3 protein-coding genes are annotated in these 3,153 nt (G+C 40.4%); all 3 read right to left on the bottom strand.

Features of this window, described 5'->3' with window-relative positions:
- Positions 1-253: 253 nt before the first annotated feature.
- Genes DW965_RS18385 through DW965_RS18395 form a run of 3 tightly spaced genes read right to left on the bottom strand, consistent with a single transcriptional unit; the run spans position 254 to position 2,706 of the window.
- Positions 254-433: a hypothetical protein gene (locus DW965_RS18385; protein WP_118404143.1), complete on the bottom strand. Its 180-nt coding sequence runs from the start codon at positions 431-433 to the stop codon at positions 254-256.
- Between the two features lie 9 nt (positions 434-442).
- Positions 443-826, bottom strand: a complete 384-nt coding sequence (locus DW965_RS18390; protein WP_118404145.1) for a TnpV protein — start codon at positions 824-826, stop codon at positions 443-445.
- On the bottom strand, positions 823-2,706 hold the full coding sequence (locus tag DW965_RS18395; RefSeq protein ID WP_118587816.1) for a recombinase family protein: 1,884 nt from the start codon (positions 2,704-2,706) through the stop codon (positions 823-825). Before DW965_RS18395 ends, DW965_RS18390 begins: the two co-directional genes overlap by 4 nt.
- Positions 2,707-3,153 lie beyond the last annotated feature (447 nt).

Consider the following 3,153-nt stretch of genomic DNA (forward strand, 5'->3'; position numbering starts at 1 on the left):
CTGCCTCCCTTTGCAATCCAGGCACAAAGGACTTCCAGTCCTCTGTACTCCCGGCAGACAAAACGTAATTCCTGCCGCTGTCCCTTCGGCATGATCTCCGTTCCGTCTGTTTTTCAAAAATCCTCTGCATCGGATTTTGTGGAAATATAATAATAGACAAAATAAAAGGCACTAACTTTTTACGGTTAATGCCATTTCCTTTACTCATTCACATTTTCAAATACTTCCTGTGTATTTGAGAGTCCCATTCCTTTCACTGTTTCAGATAACTGCGATAGCTGTCTATCACAGAATCTGTAACACCGTTTTTGTACACTTTTCGGATATCAACAATTTTTTCATCTTTCAGTGCTTTCAGCCAATCCAACAAATCTTTTCTGCTGTTTACATAATTACAGCATCTTCCGTCTGCATATTCAATCCGGTATCTCATAAGCCCCTCCTACACATACACCAATTCATTTAAAATGATTTCATCTACCCGGCTTCTCACATTGTTTGCCCGGCGAACCCATTCCATTTGATCTCTGCTTTTCAATTCCTCTGTAATACCTTCCTGTTCCATGATCTGATTCATGAGAAAATCTCTGTATTCTACGCACTGCTCATTTAAGTCTGCAAGGTAAGTCCAGAGTTCCCCAGTCAATGTCAGATAGGAATATAAGCCACCTTTGTAGTCTTTCAGATAGTTTCTGTGAAGGCTTCCATAAAAGCCAATATCACGCTTTTCTTCCGACACAGCGATCAGTGGCAGATAGATTTCCCCGACAAGGATATAATCCAGACCATTGCTGTCATCGTGAACGATTCTTTCTAATTTACTCATGCTGATGCAACTCCTTTCTTCGGTTCTGCAGGTGGAAGCAGTGATACCGGAACGAACACACCCTTTGCAATATCTTCCTGACGGATTTCCTCTTTTTTTGCATCCATTTCAGCTTTCTTTTTTGCTTTTGTCCGTTCATAGTATTCTTGCTGCTTGCCACTTGCTTTTCTTTTCAGGTAATTCTGATGAAGCCTGTCTTTTCTGGCTTCCCGCTTCTTCATTTCTTCAATTTCCTCTGACGTCATTTCCACCTCACCGAAATGTGGCGGTAAATATTTTCCAATGAAATTAAAATAGATTTCCACTTCCTGAGTTGTCTCAATGCTTCCTTTTCGGTCACGCTCATGAACCACAATCTTTTCAACAAATTCGTTCAGCATGTAAGTGGTCAATTCATCAAAGTTTTGGTATTTATCAACCAGAGCAATAAACTTCTCCGCTGATCTGCGACCTTCTTCATAACCTGATAATTCAGCTTCCATATCTGCAATTTCTGCCGACAAATCTTTCTGTTCTTTAGAATATTGTCCGTCAAGAATCGCATAACGTTCATCTGGCAGCTTGCCAAGAATATTGTCCTCATAGATTCTGCAGATCAGTTTTTCCAGTTCCTGCACACGCTTTTTTGCTTCTGCTAATCTGCTTTTCAATCTTATGATCTCACTGGACTGCTGTGAAGTCTGTGCTTTTTTTACTGTCTCCAAAAATTCTTCACGATTCAACTGTGAATACTCCGCAACAGCCTTTAAAAGTTCCTTAATCAGCTCCATAACCACATCGGCATTAATTCTGTGCTGTGTCTGGCAGAGTGTTCCAACCGGAACTTTAGAATATGCAGAACAGGTATATTGTGGAACTCGCTTGCCATTATTTACCCGATGAACATACATTTTGGAACCACAGTCTGCACAATACATCAGACCTGTCAGTGGGTGGGCTTCTCCCCATCCATCTGGATACCTTCTCACATTGCTTCGGATTCTCTGCACATTGTCAAAAGTTTCCTGATCTATGATTGCTTCCTGCGTGTTCTCAAACACCGTCCAGTTATCCTCAGATACATAATGGCTTTTCTTATCCTTGAAATGCTTTCTGGTCTTGAAGTTCACTGTATGACCAAGATACTCTCTTTTCTTTAGAATACCGGCAACAGTAGAAGAGCCCCAGCCATAAGGATCTTTGATTTCTTCTACTCTGCCTTTCCATAATCCGGCATCTTTCTTTGCCATATGAACCGCTGGTATCTCAACCTTATCCTCTTTCAGTGCCCTGGCAATCTGATATGGTCCGTATCCATCCATTGTCATGTGAAAGATTCTCCGTACAACTACAGCTGCTTCTTCATCAACGATCCATACATTCGGATCATCCTTGTCTTTCAGATACCCATACGGTGTTGTACTTGCCACATGCTTGCCGGATTTCCCTTTCGCCTTGAAAGTGGATTTTATCTTTTTACTGGTATCCCTTGCATACCATTCATTCATGATATTTCGGAATGGAGTAAAATCATCGTCCTCCCGGAAGCTGTCTACATTCTCGTTGACTGCAATCAGGCGGACATTTTTCTGTCGCAGCAACTCCATATATTGTCCGACTTTCAGATAATCTCTTCCCATTCGGCTCATATCTTTAATCAGGATCGTTCCGACTTTCCCTGACTCAACTTCTTTCATCATGGCAAGAAAGCCTGGACGATCAAATCTTGTACCGGAGATACCATCATCAGTAAAATGAACAAGATTGGTAAATCCATGTTCTTTTGCATATTGTTCCAGCAGTTTCTTCTGATTCGAAATACTGTTGGATTCTCCGTTTAATTCATCATCACGACTAAGACGTTCATACAACGCTGTCATGAATCCTTGTTTCTCTGTCATAGTCAGATGTCCTCCTTCCTTTGTTTATTAAATTCCTGTTCTCATCCCATATCCGTTCCTGTACCGGGTGCTGATGTTTCCGGGACGTATTAACCAGAAAAGACACGCTGAATGCCTATTCAGTTCTGGTATCACTATGGGCAGGCTGTTTCGTTTTCAAAGTTCGTGTAAGAAGTAAAAAAGTTCTTTACACTAAACGAAATGCTCAGAGGTCTTTTTACAGCCCCCTTACTACATTTTTTTGATTTCGTGTCATCTTTTTAAAGTTCCTTACACAATCTCTGTACTGACGAAATAAAATACGGACATGTTTTAAAATTGTTTTTTACAAAATACAATTTTGTTCTTTAAGGTAAAAAAATAAGCCTCAAGAGACTTTTTAATCATTTTGGAGCTCCAACTCTTTAAAATTGATTGATTAAGAAGTCTCTTCAAACTTACTACACC

Origin of the sequence: Blautia sp. AM47-4 (assembly GCF_003479865.1) — a bacterium.
In the GTDB taxonomy this organism is placed as follows: Bacteria; Bacillota; Clostridia; order Lachnospirales; family Lachnospiraceae; genus Fusicatenibacter; species Fusicatenibacter saccharivorans.